The following is a 17,217-nucleotide window of genomic DNA, read 5'->3' as shown; positions in this document are numbered from 1 at the left end:
GCGGCTTACAGGAAAATGAACTTGGCGATGAAGATCGCGCAGAGCACCCACAAGCTGACGGAGATTTCCTTGTACTTACCGGTACCGGCCTTCAACGCCACGTAGGTGATGAAGCCCAGCGCAATGCCGTCGGCGACCGAGAAGGTCAGCGGCATCATGATCGCGGTAACGATGGCCGGAATGCTGTCGGTCGCTTCGTCCCATTCGATGTGCTTCATGCCGCCCATCATCAACATCGCCACATAAATCAGCGCGCCGGCGGTGGCATAGGCGGGGATCATCCCGGCCAGTGGTGCGAAGAACATCGCCGCAATAAATAGCACACCGACGGTCACGGCGGTAAGACCTGTCCGACCACCCGCGGCAACACCCGCAGCACTTTCAACGTAACTGGTGACCGGCGGAACACCCACGATCGCACCAAAGACGCTGGAAGCACTGTCGGCTTTCATGGCGCGGGAGAGGTTTTCGATACGCCCGTCCGCGCCGACCAGGTTGGCGCGCTGAGCCACGCCCATCAGGGTGCCGGCGGTATCGAACATGTGCACGAAGAGGAATGCCAGGACCACGCTGATCATGCTGACGTTGAACACGCCGGCCAGGTTCATCGCCATCCAGGTCGGGGCCAGGCTCGGCGGGGCCGACATGATGCCCTCGTAGTGCACCAGGCCCAGACCCCAACCGGCCAGGGTCACGGTGATGATGCTGATAAGGATCGCGCCAAACACTTTGTGGTAGCTGAGGATGGCGATCATCAGGAAGCAGATGGCGGCGAGCAGCGGGCCGGGTTCGCGCAGGGAGCCGAGCTTGATCAGGGTCGCCGGGCTATCGACGACGATGCCCGCGGTTTTCAGACCGATCAATCCCAGGAACAAACCGACGCCAGCGCCCATGGCGAAGCGCAGGCTGACTGGAATGCTGTTGAGCAGCCATTCGCGAATCCGCGAAAAGGTCAGGATCATGAACAACACACCGGAAACAAACACCGCGCCGAGGGCGGTTTCCCAGTTGTAGCCCATGGTGCCGACCACGGTGTAGGTGAAGAAAGCGTTCAGGCCCATGCCCGGCGCCAGGCCGACCGGCCAGTTGGCGTACAGGCCCATCAACAGGCAACCCAGCGCCGCCGCGATGCAGGTCGCCACAAACGCGGCGCCGTGATCGATCCCGGCGTCGGCCATGATGTTGGGGTTGACGAAGATGATGTAAGCCATGGTGATGAAGGTAGTCAGACCGGCAATCAGCTCGGTCTTCACCGTGGTGCCATGCAAGGTGAGTTTAAAGATGCGCTCAAGCAGGCCATTGCGTAACGGCGGCGAGAGTTCCAGCGTCGATGCTTCGGATTTGCGGCTTTCCACAGCGAGTACTCCTCAAGAGTTTTATTGTTATTTCCAGGACCGGACCCATGAGGGTGGCAGCGATCCTTTGAGGCACTTGCGAATTTGTTGACCGTCTGGTCAGGAACTCGCACGAAGTGGATTATGCTTTTGTATACAAAGAAAGCAAATAATGTTTTTGATTTTGTTTACGAAAAGTTTGGCGATAGGGATATATCGCCTGTCCGGACGCCTTCGCGAGCAGGCTCGCTCCCACATTCGAGCGCATTCCCCTGAAAGAACCCGGTCACCTGTGGGAGCGAGCCTGCTCGCGAAGGGGCCAGACCAGCCACTAAAAGTGGGCGGCTGAAGATGCCTTTAGGGAGGGCAGAAACAAATAAACCGGCGCAAGGGCCGGTTTATTTGGACTGGGGGTTTGTGGTGGCCTCATCGCGAGCAAGCTCACTACAAAACCATCAAGCAGCAGCAAACCGCTTATCCAGATAATCAATAATCACCTTGGACTCATACATCCAGGTGGTCTGACCGTTCTCTTCAATGCGCAGGCACGGCACTTTGATCTTGCCGCCTTGCTCCAGCAGGGTCTGGCGATCCTGTTCGTTGTTCTTCGCATCGCGCAGGGCCACTGGCACGTTCAGGCGGCGCAGGGAGCGGCGGGTTTTCACGCAGAACGGGCAGGCGTGGAATTGATACAGGGTCAGGTCCTTGGCAGCGGAGTTGACCTTGGCCTGAGCCTCGGCAGGGCGCTGCTTCTTGCCCGGACGGGTGATGAAGTCGATGAAGATGATCAGTTGGCCAAGGCCGACACGAAGCGCTTTTACGAACACGTTGAAAGCCTCACGGTGCGAATGAAGAAGGGCGCGCAGCTTACCTGATTTTTTGCAGACGAAAAAAAACCGGCGATGAATGCCGGTTTTCTTCGTGCCGCACGTTACTTGATCAAGCTGAGAAACTCGCTGCGGGTGGCCGCGTTTTCGCGGAACTCACCGAGCATCACCGACGTGATCATCGACGAATTCTGTTTCTCCACACCGCGCATCATCATGCACATGTGCTTGGCCTCGATCACCACTGCAACGCCCAGGGCGCCGGTGACTTGCTGGACCGCATCGGCGATCTGGCGGCTGAGGTTTTCCTGGATCTGCAGGCGGCGAGCGTACATGTCGACGATGCGCGCCACTTTCGACAGGCCCAACACTTTGCCGCTCGGGATGTAAGCGACGTGTGCCTTGCCGATGAACGGCAGCAGGTGGTGTTCGCACAACGAGTACAGCTCGATGTCCTTGACCAGCACCATTTCGCTGTTGTCGGAGCTGAACAAGGCACCGTTGGTGACCTCTTCGAGCGTCTGTTCATAACCGCGGCAGAGGTACTGCATGGCTTTGGCGGCACGTTTTGGCGTGTCGAGCAGGCCCTCGCGGGAGACGTCCTCGCCCAGTTGGCCGAGAATCGCGGTGTAATTCTGTTCCAGGGACATGAAACTACCTGTGGGGATTTTCGCAAAGGGCAAGGGTACGGTGGCAAACACGGCGCTGCAAGCATGACGCGACAGCTTTACTCGTCGCGACCTTCCATCATGGTGCGTTTGAGCATCACATAAACCGCTCCGGCGCCGCCATGTCTGGCCTGGCACGAGGTGAAGCCGAGCACCTGTGAATGCTGGCGCAACCACGTGTTGACGTGACTCTTGATCATCGGCCGCTTGCCGTCCAGACGCACGGCTTTACCGTGGGTGACGCGCACGCAGCGAATTTCGAATTTGGTCGCTTCGGCCAGAAAAGCCCAAAGGGTTTCCCGGGCCTTTTCCACGCTCATGCCGTGCAGGTCGAGGCTGCCCTCGAACGGAATCTGCCCAATCTTGAGCTTGCGCATCTGGCTTTCCTGGACACCGTCACGGGCCCACATCAACTCGTCTTCCGGGCCGACGTCGATGACAAACTGATCGGACAGCCCATCCACGGTGGTGGCATCGGTACGAATGGTTGCGGCTTGACGCAGCTTGGCGATTTGCGCGCGGTCGGCCTTGGGTTTGCCGGTTTCGGCGCGATCGTGCTTGATCGGCTTGACGCCTTGGATCGCACTTTTGAACAGGGAAAAATCGTCGTCTTGCATGTCAGCCTCCGCGAAGGTCGGCCAGTTTACCCAAGTCGAGGCGCTATCCATAACAATTGAGGCCCGGCAAATGCCAGGCCTCGGTTCAATCGTGTTTTTTCATCAGGTGCGGGGACATGTTCAGCTCCCGCGACTGACGCGAACGGCGCCGGCAGCGACGCCACAGCCACACACCGAGGTACAGCACGAACAGGCCAACCGCCAGGACCACTGCCGCACCGGTACGGCTGGTGTTCAGTTCGCCCAGCGCGGGTGCGTGGCCAAGCAGGCTGGCGGCAGCGGCCATGGCGAGCAATACACCGCACGTTGCCAGCAACGCGGCAAACGCCGCGCCAATACGAAAACGCCAGTTGCGTTGGCCTTTGGGCCGCAAGCGGCGAGCGTCAAAACCATCGGATAACTTCATTCCGACCTTCCTCAATGGGTATCGGCCCTTCGACCGGGAGTTGACCGGGATGTTCCTGAGGCTAAGACAATTGCGGCAAACGAGAGGCTTTTGCAGATGAGCGGCGCTATTGGCCGCTCATCACGGGCCGATCAAATCAGATCGTGAGTGAGCGCGAGGGTGGCGAAATTGTCCGCCATGATCGCCATTTCGGTCTGCTGAACGTGCTCGGCACTCAGTACGCCGCCCTTGTAAGGCAAGTCGCGCGTGGCGCAGGCGTCTTCCACCAGCGTGCAACGGAAACCCAGGTTCTTGGCGGCACGCACCGTGGTGCTGACGCTGGAGTGGCTCATGAAACCGCAGACGATCAGGTCAAGGGCGCCGAGGTCTTCCAGGCGTTTTGCCAGTTCGGTGCCGTGGAACGCGCTCGGCAGCAACTTGCCGAGGATGGTTTCGTCGGCCTGCGGCTCAAGGCCGGGGATGAACTCACCGCGCTCGCCTTGTGGGTCGAACAACCCGCCGACCGTACCGAGGTGGCGTACATGCACGATGGGGCGGCCGGCCGCGCGGGCAGCCGCCAGCAATTGCTTGATGTTCGCGACGGCAGCGTCCATGCCGCTCAGGGCCAGCGGACCGCTGAGGTATTCCTTCTGGGCATCGATGATGACAAGGGTCGCGTGGCTCAGATTGGCTGCTGCGTAACCGCGGCCGCTGAGTTGAAACATCGTTTTTGGAACGGACATTCTGGGGCTCCTTGGAGTGGGGCTTTTGCGACATTGTCCTCTGGCTGAGCGGTTCTGTGAATCGCTACTATCGTAGGCGCCGTCATTACTGGCTCGCAGCCTTGTCAAGTTGCGGGTTTTGTTCAATAGCCAACGGCAAAAAGGGATCGATCCTACATTCGGTCCGGTGTTTTTCCTGCGTCGTCGTGGCGCGTTTTGGCTGTTAGAATCGCCAGTCGTTTTTTCTGGAGTTTGCCGCCGTGATCACTTCCCGCCTTCGTACCCTGCGTGACCACATCCGTTGGGCCGTCAGCCGCTTCCATGGGGAGGATCTGTTTTTCGGCCATGGAACCGACAACGCCTGGGACGAAGCCCGTCAATTGGTGTTGGGTGCCTTGCACTTGCCGTGGGAAATCGCCGACAGCTACCTCGACTGCGCGCTGGAAGATGATGAGCTGGTCAATCTGCAGCGCTTGCTCAAGCGCCGCATCGAAGAACGCATTCCGACCGCTTACCTGTTGGGCGAAGCGTGGTTTTGCGGCATGTCCTTCATCGTCGACGAGCGCGTGCTGATCCCGCGTTCACCGATTGGCGAGCTGATCGAAAACCGCTTCACGCCATGGCTGGGTAGCGAGCCGGCGCGCATTCTGGACCTGTGCACCGGTTCCGGTTGCATCGGTATCGCCTGCGCCTACGAGTTCCAGAACGCCGAAGTGGTGTTGGCGGATCTGTCGTTCGAAGCGCTGGAAGTGGCCAATCAGAACATCGAACGTCACGGTGTCGATGAGCGCGTGTACACCGTTCAGGGCGATGGCTTTGATGGTTTGCCGGGTCAACGTTTCGACCTGATCGTGTCGAACCCGCCCTACGTCGATGCGGAAGATTTCGCCGACATGCCGGACGAGTATCAGCACGAGCCGGAGCTGGGCCTGGCCTGTGGCGATGACGGTTTGAACCTGGTGCGCCGCATGCTGGCTGAAGCCGCGGATCATCTGACCGAGAAGGGCTTGCTGATTGTCGAGGTGGGCAACAGCCAGGTTCACGTCGACGCGCTGTACCCGGAAGTCGATTTTGCCTGGCTCGATTTCGAGCGTGGCGGGCATGGGGTGTTCATGTTGACGGCGCAGCAGTGCCGTGATCATCAGGCACTGTTCGCTTCTCGCGTCTGACTGAATCCGCTTTTGTGGCGAGGGGGCTTGCCCCCTCGCCACAAAAAGCCATCAGCGGTGCGTAGCAATCCAGATCAATAACCCCGCCTGAAACACCGCAAATGCCACCAGGCACGTAATCGTAAAGCGCAACCCGGCGTCTTCACGCTTGTACTTGCTGACTTTTTCCTCGTGCTTCTTCAGCTTCACTTCCTGCTCGGCCAGGTTCTGTTCGGCCTGCTGAAGCATCTGCGCGGCTTCGAGAATTTCCACCAGTTGCAGCTTTTCAGTGTTCCACTCGCCCGACAGGTCACCGACCTGCACGTCTTTGACGCTGCCCTTCAAATGCTGGGCATCGGCATACACCACCTCAAAACCATGGGCCTTGAGGAAGTGATCGCGGCGCAGGCGGGTGTCTTCGTTCAGCGCGTCTTTATTGTTCAGATCCGTGCCGTCGACGGTGTAGCCGGACCAGCGCTTCTTCGCCCAGGTAATCCCTTGAGCAGCCATGAAGCGGCCGATGCCACGGTTCATCGGTTCAATCTGCAGGCCGCTGTCAGGGCCGAAATGCACACGCTTGGTGGTGTGATCGACCCACACGTCGAGGTGATTCTGTTCTTTGCGCACGCGCTGGCCGGGCAGGGTGATGCTCATGCGCATCAGGCTCTGCTCCTTGCTGTTGCGTTCGGCATAACCGAATTCGACAAAACGCAGCGGGCGCCCGCCGGTGTTGCGGTCGGTTTTCAGCGGCGCCAGACGGAGCATCTTGTGGTGCTCGACGTGGACGTCCGCCCACGGCAGCTCAACCGCTGGCGGTGCGTCTTTTTCAGCGGTGGTGTCGGGTGAAGTCTGGGTATCAGTCATAACGGCGAGATCCTGTCCAAGCCCTGCCGCCAGCCATTGCGCTGGCGACAAAGGCTTATCGGCCGTTTTTGACAGGACTGGAGGGTCAACAGCGCTTAACTGGGGCGAAGTCCGTCAATAAACCCGAGGATGCGTGTGCCAAGCTCGGCCGCCAGTGGCAATTGCGGGTCTTTATAAGAGGCCAATTGCCGTTTGACGTCGTTGGGCACAATGCGCATGACGTGGTTCATGCCTTCGATCAGCGCCAGCTCGGCGTCCGGTTTGGCGGCCTTCAGCAGTCTGGCATCACCGACACCGACCTGAATGTCATTGCTGCCCTGAATGATCAGCGCCGGCATCTTCAACTTGGCGAACGCTGCCGCCGGGTCCTGACGGAACAAGGAAATCAGGTACGGCTGCACACTCGGGCGGAAAATCGTCTGAAGCTGAGGCGGTACGTTATCGTCGGTGTGACCGGCCTTGAGGCTGTCGAGCAGCTCATTGCTGCGCAGCATCAGCGCGGGTGGCAGTTGATTGCTCAATTGTTGACGCAACACCTGATCGACCGGGCGAGCGCTGCCGGACAGCGAGATGACCGCTGCGGCGTCCACACTCGGCGCCGCCAGGGTGGCGATCAAGGCGCCTTCGCTGTGGCCGAGCAGAATCAGCGGGCCGAAACGCGGATCACTTTTCAGCTTTTTGCCCCAGGCTTCGGCATCGGCCACATAGGCCTCTACCGACAGGTTGCGTTCGTCTGGCGTGGCGGCAAGGCTCGCGGCCACACCGCGTTTGTCGTAACGCACACTGGCGATGTTGTGTTTGGCCAGCACCCAGGCCAGCCGTTTGAGGCTGTCGTTGCGTCCGCCGTCGGTGTTATTGCCGTCGCGATCCGTCGGGCCGGAGCCGGAAATGATCAGGACGACCGGTACAGGATTGTCGGATTTGGGCAGCAACAGCGAGCCGAAAAGCTCCCCGGTGCCGGTATCCAGCGTAATAGGTCGTTGCAGGACGGTGGCCTGCACGTAGCCGGTAAACAAGGTCAGGCTCAAGGCTAAAACTCGCAGCATCATCACGCCATCATTCACAAAGGTGCCGGTTGGACTCGCAGGCACCCATAAGGTTCGAGGATGAACTACTTGGGTAGCCTGCGTATACTGGCGCGCATTACGTATTCAGGTTCTATTTCACGGAGCGTCCTGCATGTCCGGCAATACCTACGGCAAGCTGTTCACTGTCACCACCGCGGGCGAAAGCCATGGTCCGGCGTTGGTCGCCATTGTCGACGGCTGCCCGCCGGGGCTGGAGATTTCTCTGGAGGATTTGCAGCGTGACCTGGACCGCCGCAAGCCCGGCACCAGCCGTCACACCACGCAACGCCAGGAAGCCGACGAAGTCGAAATCCTCTCCGGCGTATTCGAAGGTCGCACCACCGGCTGCTCCATTGGCCTGCTGATCCGCAACACCGACCAGAAGTCCAAGGACTACTCGGCGATCAAGGATCTGTTCCGCCCGGCCCACGCTGACTACACCTACCACCATAAATACGGTGAGCGCGATTACCGTGGTGGCGGTCGCAGCTCGGCGCGGGAAACCGCGATGCGCGTTGCGGCCGGCGCGATTGCCAAGAAATACCTGGCAACCCAAGGCATTGTCATTCGCGGCTACATGAGCCAGCTCGGCCCGATCGAAATCCCGTTCAAGACCTGGGATTCGGTGGAAGAGAACGCCTTCTTCAGCCCTGACCCGGACAAGGTCCCGGAGCTGGAAGCCTATATGGACCAGTTGCGTCGCGACCAGGATTCGGTCGGCGCGAAAATCACCGTGGTGGCTGAAGGCGTGATGCCTGGCCTCGGCGAGCCGATTTTCGACCGCCTCGATGCCGAACTGGCCCATGCGCTGATGAGCATCAACGCGGTGAAAGGCGTGGAAATCGGCGCCGGTTTCGCCAGCGTTGCCCAGCGCGGCACCGAACACCGCGATGAAATGACCCCGGAAGGTTTCCTCAGCAACAATGCCGGCGGCATTCTCGGCGGCATTTCGTCCGGTCAGCCGATCGTCGCGCACCTGGCGTTGAAGCCAACGTCCAGCATCACCACGCCGGGCCGTTCCATCGACATTCATGGCAACCCGGTGGAAGTCGTCACCAAGGGCCGTCACGATCCGTGCGTCGGCATCCGCGCGACGCCCATCGCTGAAGCGATGATGGCCATCGTGTTGATGGATCACCTGTTGCGTCACCGTGGGCAGAACGCCGATGTGCGCGTCAGCACCCCGGTGCTGGGTCAGCTTTAATGGCTGACCTTAACGCCGCTGCGGTCTGACGAGCGTGGCGGCGCTCCCGTACTGGCGGCTCTCCAGTTTCTATCTGTTCTATTTCGCCTTGCTCGGTTCGACAGCGCCGTTTCTGGCGCTGTACTTCGATCACTTGGGATTTTCCAGTGCGCGCATCGGCGAGCTGGTGGCAATTCCCATGCTGATGCGCTGCGTCGCGCCGAACATCTGGGGCTGGCTGGGTGATTACACCGGCCGGCGCCTGGCCATCGTGCGTTTCGGCGCGGTGTGTACGCTGCTGACGTTCTCGCTGATTTTCGTCAGCAAGACCTACGCCTGGCTGGCGATGGTCATGGCGTTGCATGCGTTCTTCTGGCACGCGGTATTGCCGCAGTTCGAAGTCATTACCCTGGCGCATCTGAAAGGCCAGACCTCGCGCTACAGCCAGATTCGTCTCTGGGGCTCCATCGGTTTCATCATCACCGTGGTGTTGCTGGGCCGATTGTTCGAATGGCTCAGCCTCGACATCTATCCGGTGGCGTTGGTGTTGATCATGGCCGGGATCGTCGTCAGCAGCCTGTGGGTGCCAAACGCGCAACCGGTTCAGGGCCTCCGTGAAGCGGCGGACGGGTTTCTCAAGCAATTGCGCAGCCCGGGCGTATTGGCGTTTTATGGCTGTGTTGCGCTGATGCAAATGAGCCATGGCCCGTATTACACGTTTTTGACCTTGCACCTTGAGCGGTTGGGCTACAGCCGTGGCGTGATCGGTATGCTCTGGGCGGTCGGCGTGGTTGCTGAAGTGCTGATGTTTTTGGCCATGAGCAAAATCCTCGCGCGCTTCTCGGTGCGCCGGGTGCTGCTGGCCAGTTTCCTGCTGGCCGCGTTGCGCTGGGTGCTGCTCGGTTCGTTTGCCGAATTTCTCTGGGTGTTGCTGTTCGCCCAGGTGCTGCACGCGGCGACGTTCGGCAGCTTTCACGCGGCTGCCATCCAGTTCGTGCAACGTAGTTTCGGCGCACGCCAGCAAGGGCAGGGCCAGGCGCTGTATGCCGCGCTGGCCGGCACCGGCGGCGCATTGGGCGCGTTGTATTCCGGCTACAGCTGGAATGCCCTCGGCGCGCCGTTGACCTTTAGTATCGCAAGCCTCGCAGCCCTGGCGGCTGCCGTTATCATTGCCACACGACTGCAAGAGGACAGGCCATGAGCCTTACCCGTGAACACCTCGCCCAGGAAATCATCGACGCCGGGCGTTTTCTGTATGGCCGCGGCTGGTCACCGGCCACCAGCAGCAACTATTCGACGCGCCTGTCGCCGAGCGAAGCGCTGCTAACGGTGTCCGGCAAGCACAAAGGTCAGTTGGGGCTCGACGATGTGCTCGCCACCGATTTGTCGGGCAACAGCTTGGAGCCGGGCAAAAAGCCGTCCGCCGAAACCCTGCTGCACACTCAGCTCTATAGCTGGCGCGCGGACATCGGCGCGGTGCTGCACACCCATTCGGTGAACGCCACGGTGCTGTCGCGCCTGACCCCGGAAGCTTTCATCGAGTTCGAAGACTACGAACTGCAAAAAGCCTTCAGCGGCGTGTCGACCCACGAGTCCCGGGTGCGCGTGCCGATTTTCGACAACGATCAGGATATTGCGCGCCTCGCCGCCAAGGTGCAGCCTTGGCTGGACGCCCATCCCGATTGCGTCGGCTACCTGATTCGCGGCCATGGCCTCTACACCTGGGGCGCGCGCATGAGCGATGCGCTGCGGCAGATCGAGGCCTTTGAATTTTTGTTCGAGTGCGAGTTGAAGATGCGCTCGCTCTCGAACGTTAAAGCATGAACCGTTAAGGAGTTGCCCTGATGAGCAGCCTGTCCGTTTACCACGTCTCAAGTCCTGACCTGCCGAACAAGGTGCTGACCCATTTCGAAGACATCGCCTCGACCCTGGCCGAGCAGGGCGTGCGTTTCGACCGCTGGCAAGCGGCCGCGAAGATCCAGCCGGGCGCCAGTCAGGAAGAAGTGATCGCCGCGTATCAGGAGCAGATCGACAAACTGATGACCGAGCGCGGTTACATCACCGTCGACGTCATCAGCCTGAACAGCGATCACCCGCAAAAAGCCGAACTGCGCGCCAAGTTCCTCGATGAACACCGTCATGGCGAAGACGAAGTGCGTTTTTTCGTGGCGGGTCGTGGCCTGTTTACCCTGCACATCGACGATTACGTCTACGCGGTGCTGTGCGAAAAGAACGACCTGATCTCGGTGCCGGCCGGCACGCCGCACTGGTTTGACATGGGCGAGCATCCGCATTTCGTCGCGATCCGCCTGTTCAACAACCCTGAAGGCTGGGTAGCCAACTTCACCGGCGAAGACATCGCCAGCCGCTTCCCGCGTCTTGAGGACTGAACCGATGCCGATCAAAGCGATTCTCACCGACATCGAAGGCACCACCAGCGCGGTGAGTTTTGTGTTCGACGTGCTGTTTCCCTACGCCGCAAAACACCTGCCCGAGTTTGTCCGTCAGCACGCCGCGCGCGCCGATGTGGCGGAGCAACTGGCCGCCGTGCGCCGCGACAGCGCCGAGCTGGATGCCGACGTTGAGCGGGTGATTGCGATTCTCCTGGACTGGATCGCCGAAGACCGCAAAGCCACGCCGCTCAAGGCGTTGCAAGGCATGGTCTGGGAGCAGGGTTATCAGGCGGGGCAGTTGAAGGGCCATGTTTACCCGGATGCGGTTGAAGCGCTCAAGCGCTGGCATCAGGAGGGCTATCAACTGTTTGTGTATTCCTCGGGCTCGATCCAGGCGCAAAAACTGATCTTCGGCTGTTCGGATGCGGGGGATTTGTCGCCACTGTTCAGCGGCTATTTCGACACCACGTCGGGGCCCAAGCGGGAAGCGCAGTCTTACCAACGCATCACTCAGGCCATCGGGCTTGAGCCTGCACAGATTCTGTTTCTATCCGACATCGTTGAAGAACTGGACGCTGCGCGCACGGCCGGCATGGCGACCTGCGGGTTGGCGCGAGAGGGCGGGGAGCTGGCAAGCCATCTGACCGTCGACAGCTTCGAGCGAATCAACCCCTCCACCTTTTAAGAAACACACACATAACCTGTGGGAGCGAGCCTGCTCGCGAAAGCGGCGTATCAGTCAATATCAATCTCGACTGATACGCCCTCTTCGCGAGCAGGCTCGCTCCCACAGTGTTTTGTGTTGCCGTCAGATTGATCTACGCGGTGTGATAAGTCGGCAAGGCAAACCGTTGCTGGCTTTGCAGCATGGAGATCTGCGGCAGTTCACTCGCTTGTTCGGCAAGGTCACGGCGAATCGCACTGATGGCCCAGGTCAGTTGGTCACCAGCGTGCAATTGTTGGTAGGAGAGCGAACGTTTAAACACTCGGCCTTCAGTGCTACGCAGGGTCAGCAGAATCCCGCCATCAGGACGCGCCTGGGTGGTGACTTCGAAGTTGGAGAACAGGGAGGTAAATTTTTCTTGGATCAGGCTCATGTCTATCAGCTCCGTTTGCACGTGATTGGCAAGCATGGAGAGGTAGTTGCAGCGATTGTGCCAGTATTTGAAATTAAGAAAATCCTTATAAATCAGTAAGTTAATTTTTAACCGGATTTTTGCTTTCGTGCAATCTGCATGAATGGCCATCGTGCATCCTGCATTTTGAAAGATTGTTGTTGCCTCGACGGAACCAATCCGCACGACGAGGTTCACCGTTCGTTTGTAGGGGCTGCGGATACAAAACATTGCAAAATCCGCGTGTACAGCCCAAGAACCGCTGACGTATTTTCGAGCTCATGGAACGCCGCCCGACAATAAAAAAATCAGCGGGAGCACAGATGAAACGCAGGCCGAACGACACGATTACCTGGGGCATGATGCTCCGCAAACTGCCGACGATCGCCAGAGCCATTCCCCGTGTGGTGAAGGGCCTGAAAGTCGCCAATGTCAAGGATCCGACCCAACCGTGTGGCCTGGGCTGGTGTTTCGAACAGGCGACGTTGCGTAATCCCGATGGCCCCGCGTTATTGCAGGGCGACGTGACGCTGACCTACATGCAGGTCAACCAGTGGGCGAATCGCATTGCCCATCATCTGATTAGCCAAGGCATCGGCAAAGGTGACGTGGTCGCGGTCTTCATCGAGAACCGCCCGGAACTGCTGGTGACGATTCTGGCAGTGGCCAAGGTCGGCGCCATCAGCGCGTTGCTCAACACCTCGCAGACCCGCGATACCCTCGCGCACAGCCTGAACCTGGTGGCGCCGGTGGCGATCATTGTCGGCGGTGAGTTGGTCCCGGCGTTTTCCCAGGTCCGCGAACGGGTGTCGATCGCGCCGGCGCGAACCTGGTTCGTCGCCGATCAAGACACCTACAACCATCCCGGTATTGCGCCCGAGGGCTTCGTCAACCTGATGACGGCCAGTGTCGACGCGGTCGACGACAATCCAGCCAGCAGCCAGCAGGTTTTCTTCGACGATCCTTGTTTCTATATCTACACCTCGGGCACCACCGGATTGCCCAAGGCCGGCGTCTTCAAGCACGGGCGCTGGATGCGCAGCTCCGCCAGTTTCGGCCTGATCGCCCTGGACATGCAGCCGCACGACATCGTCTATTGCACCTTGCCGCTGTACCACGCCACCGGGCTCTGCGTGTGTTGGGGCTCGGCCATCAACGGTGCTTCGGGCTTTGCCATCCGCCGCAAGTTCAGCGCCAGCCAGTTCTGGAATGACGTGCGCAAATACCACGCGACCACCCTCGGTTACGTCGGCGAGTTGTGCCGCTATCTGGTGGATCAACCCACTAGCGCCGAGGACAACCAGCACGGCGTGACGAAGATGATCGGCAACGGTTTACGGCCCGGCGCGTGGGATGCCTTCAAGTCCCGCTTCGGTGTCGAGCATATCTGTGAACTGTATGCGGCCAGCGACGGCAACATCGGCTTCACCAACATTCTCAATTTTGACCACACCATCGGCTTCTCGCTGATGGCCTGGGAATTGGTGGCCTACGACCACGACAGTGGCCAGCCGATTCGCAACGCCAAGGGTTTCATGAACAAAGTGGCCAAGGGCGCACAGGGTTTGTTACTGGCGAGAATCGACGACAAGGCGCCGCTGGACGGCTACACCGATCCGCAAAAGACCGAAAAAGTCGTGCTGCATGACGTGTTCAAGAAGGGCGATCGGTACTTCAATACCGGCGACCTGCTGCGCAACATCGGTTTCGGCCATGCGCAATTCGTCGACCGCTTGGGCGACACCTACCGCTGGAAGGGCGAGAATGTCTCGACCACGGAAGTCGAAAATATTCTTCTGCAACACCCACACATCGCGGAAGCCGTGGCGTATGGCGTGGAAGTCCACAACACCAACGGGCGTGCCGGCATGGCGGCGATTACCCCGGCCGAGTCCCTGGCCACCCTGGACTTCAGCGAACTGCTGGATTTCGCTCGCCAGCAAATGCCGGCCTATGCGGTGCCGCTGTTCCTGCGGGTGAAAGTAAAAATGGAGACCACCGGGACCTTCAAATACCAGAAGACCCGGCTCAAGGACGAAGCCTTCGACCCCGGCAAAACCGGCGATGACCCGATCTACGCCTGGCTGCCCGGCACCCAGACTTACGTGCAGGTTACCGAGCAGGTGCTGGCGGATATTCATGGCGGCAAATACCGCTATTGAATGTGCCTATGGCCGCCCTTGAGAAAAAACAAGTGACAGCGCAGGGGCTGCTCGGGAAACTGTCGGCTTTGCGAATAACCGAACAGGGAGCCCCCGATGTCAGACCAAAGCCGCCAGATGACCCCCGAAGAAGCCGCTGAATTTGCCGAACAGGTATTCAACAAGGCGCGCGAGGGCGATGCGGCCATGATGGCTGCGTTGCTGACCAAAGGCCTGCCGCCCAACCTGCGTAACCACAAGGGCGACACCTTGCTGATGCTGGCCGCCTACCACGGCCACGTGGACACTGTGAAAGTCCTGCTCGAACACAAGGCCGATCCGGAAATCCGCAACGACAACGGCCAAAGCCCGATTGCCGGTGCCGCATTCAAGGGCGACCTGGCGGTGGTCAAGTCCTTGGTCGAGGGCGGGGCGCAAGTGGAGGGCTCGTCGTTTGATGGCCGTACCGCGCTGATGATGGCGGCGATGTTCAACCGCGTCGAAATCGTCGACTACCTGATCAGCAAAGGTGCCGATCCGAAAGCCAAGGACGCCAACGGCGTGTCGGCCCTCGATGCCGCGAAAACTCTCGGCGCCACCGACACCATCGCCCAGCTTGAGAAACTGATTGGCTGACAGTATGTCTTCGCGAGCAGGCTCGCTCCCACAGGAGGATGCATTCCAAAGTGGGAGCGAGCCTGCTCGCGAATGGGCCAAACGCAATCAATGCGCTATCCTTCGCGCCCTCAAAATTCATTCGCTACAGGATCCACCTCATGAAAGCCGCACTCGTCGAACTCATCAGCAAAATCAGCTCCGGGTGCATGAGCGATGACGAAATCCTCAAGGTTGCTGACGAAGCGGCTCAGGCTTACGCCGATCCTCAGGCTTTCCTGGCGGCCAACCCGGATATCAACTACGACGACACGTTCCCGATCCCGTTGGGTGAATGGGTGGTGGTTGGCAGTTTGCCGGAGACGGTGCTGTTCCAGGCCGACACCTACATGGACCTGTTCGCCCAGATCGTCGCCTCGTTCGGCCCAGGCGTTGATTTCAACATCAAACCCAAGCAACTGGCCAAGACCGAAGCCCTGACCGCACTCAATCGCATTCAGGTGCAAATGGGCAGCATGAACAAGGAAAACGGTGGTTACACGTTGATGAACTTCAGCCAGTTGCTCGATGACGAGCTGCAAGTGGTGCTGGTCTACGGCAACGATGTGCCGCGCGTGCTGGAGCTGTGCGCCGAAGTCGGCATCACTGCTGCGCCGTCGCTGGAAGCGCTGAAGGTTGCAATTCACGTTTAAAAAGCGGAACCCTCGCGAGGCCCGGCTATCCTAAGGGTGCATATCACTCTTAGGGAGCGTCACCATGGGTTCTACGTTCAACAGCCTGGTCGCCTTGATCATTTTCGTGCTGGATATCTGGGCCATCATCAACGTGTTTAAAAGTGGCGCCACCACCGGGATGAAAATCCTCTGGGTGCTGTTGATCGCGTTCCTGCCAGTGTTGGGCCTGATCATCTGGGCCATCGCCGGGCCACGGGGTAACGTCCGGGCCTGAGCACACTCTCAAAGCCGACCCCATTTCCGCCTGTGGGAGCGAGCCTGCTCGCGAAAGCGGTTTGCCTGTCGCATGGATGTTGGATGTAGTTCCGCTTTCGCGAGCAGGCTCGCTCCCACAGGTGAATGTGTCGACTCATCAAGTGAGGTTCGACCTGTCATCTTCCGCGACGTAGAATGCGCGCCTTTCTTGGTTAATCGAGCTGCTCGATTGGCCATCATGGGCGGGTAACCGTCCGTTGCCACCCGCATTCATCGGAGCACTTCCCATGAGCAATACCCCTACCAGCGAATACCTGGAAACCCTCTACGAAGGTTACGGCCAGCGTTTTCGCATGGAAAAACTGCTGCACGAAGTGCGCACCGAACACCAGCACCTGGTGATTTTCGAAAACCCGCGCATGGGCCGGGTGATGGCGCTGGACGGCGTGATCCAGACCACCGAAGCCGACGAATTCATCTACCACGAAATGCTCACCCACGTGCCGATCCTGGCGCACGGCAGCGCCAAGCGCGTGCTGATCATCGGTGGCGGCGACGGCGGCATGCTGCGTGAAGTGTCCAAGCACCGCAGCATCGAACACATCACCATGGTCGAGATCGACGGCACCGTGGTCGACATGTGCAAGGAGTTCCTGCCGAACCACTCCAAAGGTGCATTCGAGGACCCTCGCCTGAACCTGGTGATCGACGACGGCATGCGTTTCGTCGCCACCACCACTGAAAAGTTCGACGTGATCATTTCCGACTCCACCGACCCGATCGGTCCGGGTGAAGTGCTGTTCTCGGAAAACTTCTACCAGGCCTGCCGTCGCTGCCTGAACGAAGGCGGCATCCTGGTAACGCAGAACGGCACCCCGTTCATGCAGATCGAAGAAGTCAAAACCACCGCCGGGCGTCTGCGCAGCCTGTTCCCGGACTGGCACTTCTATCAGGCGGCCGTGCCGACCTACATCGGCGGCTCGATGACGTTTGCCTGGGGCGCGACCAATACCGCTTATCGCAAATTGTCCCGTGAAACCCTGCAACAGCGTTTCGCCGGCAGCGGCATCATCACCCGCTACTACAATCCAGAAATTCACATCGGCGCCTTCGCCTTGCCGCAATACGTGCTGCAAGCGGTGAACAAGCCAAGCAACGACTAAAGGATGTACCCATACCCCCATGTGGGAGCGAGCAAGCCCGCTCCCA

Annotated in this window: 20 protein-coding genes; 11 read left to right on the top strand and 9 right to left on the bottom strand. The window is 59.6% G+C overall.

Annotated elements, in window-relative coordinates; genetic code table 11:
• Positions 1-5: 5 nt before the first annotated feature.
• The 6 genes from ACWKV5_RS27625 to ACWKV5_RS27600 form a co-directional block, all read right to left on the bottom strand.
• On the bottom strand, positions 6-1,355 hold the full coding sequence (locus tag ACWKV5_RS27625; protein ID WP_027922494.1) for an NCS2 family permease: 1,350 nt from the start codon (positions 1,353-1,355) through the stop codon (positions 6-8).
• Between the two features lie 434 nt (positions 1,356-1,789).
• Entirely contained in the window at positions 1,790-2,161 is a 372-nt protein-coding gene (locus ACWKV5_RS27620; RefSeq protein ID WP_310260799.1) for a glutathione S-transferase N-terminal domain-containing protein, read from the bottom strand.
• Positions 2,162-2,265: 104 nt separating this feature from the next.
• A complete protein-coding gene (gene folE / locus ACWKV5_RS27615) occupies positions 2,266-2,811 on the bottom strand; it encodes a GTP cyclohydrolase I FolE (protein WP_003204506.1) in 546 nt (181 codons plus the stop codon).
• Between the two features lie 77 nt (positions 2,812-2,888).
• Entirely contained in the window at positions 2,889-3,446 is a 558-nt protein-coding gene (locus ACWKV5_RS27610) for a Smr/MutS family protein (protein WP_140667195.1), read from the bottom strand.
• A gap of 85 nt (positions 3,447-3,531) precedes the next feature.
• Complete coding sequence (locus tag ACWKV5_RS27605; RefSeq protein WP_027922497.1) at positions 3,532-3,852, bottom strand: hypothetical protein; 321 nt, start codon at positions 3,850-3,852, stop codon at positions 3,532-3,534.
• A 131-nt stretch (positions 3,853-3,983) separates the two neighbouring features.
• Complete coding sequence (locus ACWKV5_RS27600) at positions 3,984-4,574, bottom strand: cysteine hydrolase family protein (protein ID WP_027922498.1); 591 nt, start codon at positions 4,572-4,574, stop codon at positions 3,984-3,986.
• 239 nt (positions 4,575-4,813) lie between these two features.
• On the opposite strand from ACWKV5_RS27600, the gene prmB reads away from it, so the two are divergent.
• On the top strand, positions 4,814-5,722 hold the full coding sequence (gene prmB / locus ACWKV5_RS27595; protein WP_483843830.1) for a 50S ribosomal protein L3 N(5)-glutamine methyltransferase: 909 nt from the start codon (positions 4,814-4,816) through the stop codon (positions 5,720-5,722).
• Between the two features lie 51 nt (positions 5,723-5,773).
• Here prmB and ACWKV5_RS27590 read toward each other — a convergent pair whose 3' ends face one another.
• Positions 5,774-6,565: a hypothetical protein gene (locus ACWKV5_RS27590; protein ID WP_483843829.1), complete on the bottom strand. Its 792-nt coding sequence runs from the start codon at positions 6,563-6,565 to the stop codon at positions 5,774-5,776.
• A 95-nt stretch (positions 6,566-6,660) separates the two neighbouring features.
• Positions 6,661-7,614, bottom strand: coding sequence for an alpha/beta hydrolase (locus tag ACWKV5_RS27585; RefSeq protein WP_483843828.1), 954 nt, complete (start codon positions 7,612-7,614; stop codon positions 6,661-6,663).
• A 130-nt stretch (positions 7,615-7,744) separates the two neighbouring features.
• On the opposite strand from ACWKV5_RS27585, the gene aroC reads away from it, so the two are divergent.
• The 5 genes from aroC to mtnC are packed head-to-tail and all read left to right on the top strand — an operon-like array spanning position 7,745 to position 11,893.
• Positions 7,745-8,836, top strand: a complete 1,092-nt coding sequence (aroC, locus tag ACWKV5_RS27580; RefSeq protein WP_131062445.1) for a chorismate synthase — start codon at positions 7,745-7,747, stop codon at positions 8,834-8,836.
• Positions 8,837-8,870: 34 nt separating this feature from the next.
• Positions 8,871-10,016, top strand: a complete 1,146-nt coding sequence (locus ACWKV5_RS27575) for an MFS transporter (RefSeq protein ID WP_483843827.1) — start codon at positions 8,871-8,873, stop codon at positions 10,014-10,016.
• The gene (locus tag ACWKV5_RS27570) at positions 10,013-10,639 is read left to right on the top strand and encodes a methylthioribulose 1-phosphate dehydratase (protein ID WP_483843826.1); all 627 of its coding nucleotides are present in this window, start codon (positions 10,013-10,015) and stop codon (positions 10,637-10,639) included. Before ACWKV5_RS27575 ends, ACWKV5_RS27570 begins: the two co-directional genes overlap by 4 nt.
• Positions 10,640-10,659: 20 nt before the next feature.
• Entirely contained in the window at positions 10,660-11,205 is a 546-nt protein-coding gene (locus tag ACWKV5_RS27565; RefSeq protein WP_123434165.1) for a 1,2-dihydroxy-3-keto-5-methylthiopentene dioxygenase, read from the top strand.
• A 4-nt stretch (positions 11,206-11,209) separates the two neighbouring features.
• Positions 11,210-11,893 carry an acireductone synthase gene (gene mtnC / locus ACWKV5_RS27560; RefSeq protein ID WP_483843825.1) on the top strand — a complete coding sequence of 228 codons (684 nt, stop codon included), beginning with the start codon at positions 11,210-11,212 and terminating at the stop codon, positions 11,891-11,893.
• Positions 11,894-12,026: 133 nt separating this feature from the next.
• On the opposite strand, the gene ACWKV5_RS27555 is transcribed toward mtnC, so the two are convergent.
• On the bottom strand, positions 12,027-12,305 hold the full coding sequence (locus ACWKV5_RS27555) for a DUF3509 domain-containing protein (protein WP_483843854.1): 279 nt from the start codon (positions 12,303-12,305) through the stop codon (positions 12,027-12,029).
• Positions 12,306-12,646: 341 nt separating this feature from the next.
• On the opposite strand from ACWKV5_RS27555, the gene ACWKV5_RS27550 reads away from it, so the two are divergent.
• From ACWKV5_RS27550 to speE, 5 genes are all read left to right on the top strand, one after another.
• The gene (locus ACWKV5_RS27550; protein ID WP_483843824.1) at positions 12,647-14,485 is read left to right on the top strand and encodes a long-chain-acyl-CoA synthetase; all 1,839 of its coding nucleotides are present in this window, start codon (positions 12,647-12,649) and stop codon (positions 14,483-14,485) included.
• A gap of 96 nt (positions 14,486-14,581) precedes the next feature.
• Complete coding sequence (locus ACWKV5_RS27545) at positions 14,582-15,100, top strand: ankyrin repeat domain-containing protein (protein ID WP_483843823.1); 519 nt, start codon at positions 14,582-14,584, stop codon at positions 15,098-15,100.
• 140 nt (positions 15,101-15,240) lie between these two features.
• Complete coding sequence (locus tag ACWKV5_RS27540) at positions 15,241-15,771, top strand: hypothetical protein (protein ID WP_483843822.1); 531 nt, start codon at positions 15,241-15,243, stop codon at positions 15,769-15,771.
• Between the two features lie 64 nt (positions 15,772-15,835).
• Positions 15,836-16,027, top strand: a complete 192-nt coding sequence (locus ACWKV5_RS27535; RefSeq protein ID WP_483843821.1) for a PLDc N-terminal domain-containing protein — start codon at positions 15,836-15,838, stop codon at positions 16,025-16,027.
• Between the two features lie 268 nt (positions 16,028-16,295).
• Positions 16,296-17,171, top strand: a complete 876-nt coding sequence (gene speE, locus ACWKV5_RS27530; RefSeq protein WP_483843820.1) for a polyamine aminopropyltransferase — start codon at positions 16,296-16,298, stop codon at positions 17,169-17,171.
• Positions 17,172-17,217 lie beyond the last annotated feature (46 nt).

It is taken from the genome of Pseudomonas oplopanacis (assembly GCF_057128725.1).
The sequence above is the reverse complement of the archived record's forward strand: the minus strand, read 5'-3'. Positions and strand labels throughout refer to the sequence as shown.